This window comes from Pseudomonas caricapapayae (genome assembly GCF_001400735.1).
GTDB classification, from domain to species: domain Bacteria; phylum Pseudomonadota; class Gammaproteobacteria; order Pseudomonadales; family Pseudomonadaceae; genus Aquipseudomonas; species Aquipseudomonas caricapapayae.
The window spans coordinates 1-1814 of record NZ_LJPW01000170.1; the positions used below are offsets into that span (position 1 = coordinate 1).

Annotated in this window: 1 protein-coding gene; it reads left to right on the plus strand. The window is 58.9% G+C overall.

Annotated elements, in window-relative coordinates; genetic code table 11:
* Positions 1 to 308 precede the first annotated feature (308 nt).
* Positions 309 to 1634: an ammonium transporter gene (locus tag ALO80_RS25605; protein ID WP_055011006.1), complete on the plus strand. Its 1326-nt coding sequence runs from the start codon at positions 309 to 311 to the stop codon at positions 1632 to 1634.
* Positions 1635 to 1814: the final 180 nt, after the last annotated feature.

Below are 1814 nucleotides of genomic sequence, written 5' to 3' on the forward strand. Positions count from 1 at the left end.
CGAAGGAACCCGACGAAGTCCGGCCGGAAACGGAGCCAGGGGATTTGGTTACTTTGGTCCCATCAAAGTCACTCGCCGAGGGGCGAAAAGGTGACCTGAGTCGAACACCCATCCACGTGACATCACAGAACCGCTGTGTGACGCAGAGTGTCACGAAATGCATTAACACGCGGAGCGTGGGAACAAGAATTGAGTACATCCCTACGGGGTGCACGACGATGAACCCTCAAGAGACCGAAGAGCCTCGCCTTTCTGAATGACCTTCTTTGCTGCCAGACACTTTCCATTCATTTGCGGGAGCTTTGAACATGGTCACTCGTCTACACGGCAAATCCCTTACAGCGTTATTCGCGCTCGGCGCCTTTGCTCCGATTGTGCAGGCAGCTGACACGCCTGTTCTGAACACCGGCAGCACTGCGTGGATGATTACTGCAGCGGTGCTGGTGCTGTTCATGTGCCTGCCGGGGCTGGCACTGTTTTACGGCGGTCTGGTACGGGCAAAGAACATGCTCTCGCTGTTCACCCAGTGTTTTGGCATTGCCGGGGTCGTGGGCGTGTTGTGGGTTATCTACGGCTACAGCATGGTGGTGGACACCAGCAACATGGTCGAAGGGCAGGTGAGCTTCAACAGCTTTGTCGGTGGACTGAGCCGTGCGTTTCTGGTCGGCATGACACCTGACAGCCTGGTCGGTGACATCCCTGAAGGCGTGTTCGTGACCTTTCAGATGACCTTCGCCATCATCACGCCGGCGCTGATTGCCGGGGCCTTCGCCGAGCGCATGAAGTTCTCTGCGGCGCTGCTGTTCATGGCACTGTGGTTCACCCTGGTGTACGCGCCTGTCGCACATATGGTCTGGGGCGGGGCAGGGGCGCTGATGCATAACTGGGGCGTGCTGGATTTCGCCGGTGGTACCGCTGTGCACATCAATGCGGGTGTTGCAGCATTGGCGGCATGTCTGGTGCTGGGCAAGCGCAAGGGTTATCAGAATGCCCCGATGCCTGCGCACAATCTGAGCCTGACCATGGCCGGTGCTGCAATGCTCTGGGTCGGCTGGTTCGGCTTCAATATCGGCTCTGGTGGCGGCCTGAGCGGTACTTCCGGGATCGTCATGCTCAATACGCAAGTGGGGGCATGCGCCGGGATACTTGGCTGGATGTTCACCGAATGGTTCAAGGTCGGAAAACCGAGTGCACTGGGCCTGGCCAGTGGCGCGCTGGCCGGTCTGGTCGGCATCACGCCCGCATGTGCTTATGTCGGCGTGGGCGGTGCGCTGGCGATTGGTGTGCTGTGCGGAGTGTTCTGCTACCTGAGCGTGACCGTGCTGAAAAAGCGTCTGGGCTATGACGACAGCCTCGACGTCTTCGGCCTGCACGGCATCGGCGGCATGATCGGTGCAGTGCTGACCGGCGTGTTCTGCGTGCCTTCACTGGGCGGTCTGGTGCCGGATGTCGGCATGGGCACCCAAGTGATTGCCCAGATCAAAGGCGTGCTGTTCACCACGGTCTACTGCTTCGCAGTCAGCTGGATCATCCTCAAGGCCGTGCAGGCATTGATCGGCCTGCGGGCTCACGAGTCAGTGGAAGAAATGGGCCTGGACCTGGCCGAGCATAACGAACGCGCCTACAACCATTGAAAGGGCTGTCCATACATTCATTGAGGCTCGGCATCACATCCGTGCCGGAGCGCAATGTCATGCGTTGCCAAAAACGCTTTTTAATCGCGATGTCACTGACGGCTCAGAATGCGACGTCAGTGACGAAGGAACCCGACGAAGTAGGGCCGGAAATGGAGCGGGGACTTTGCTTACTTTGGT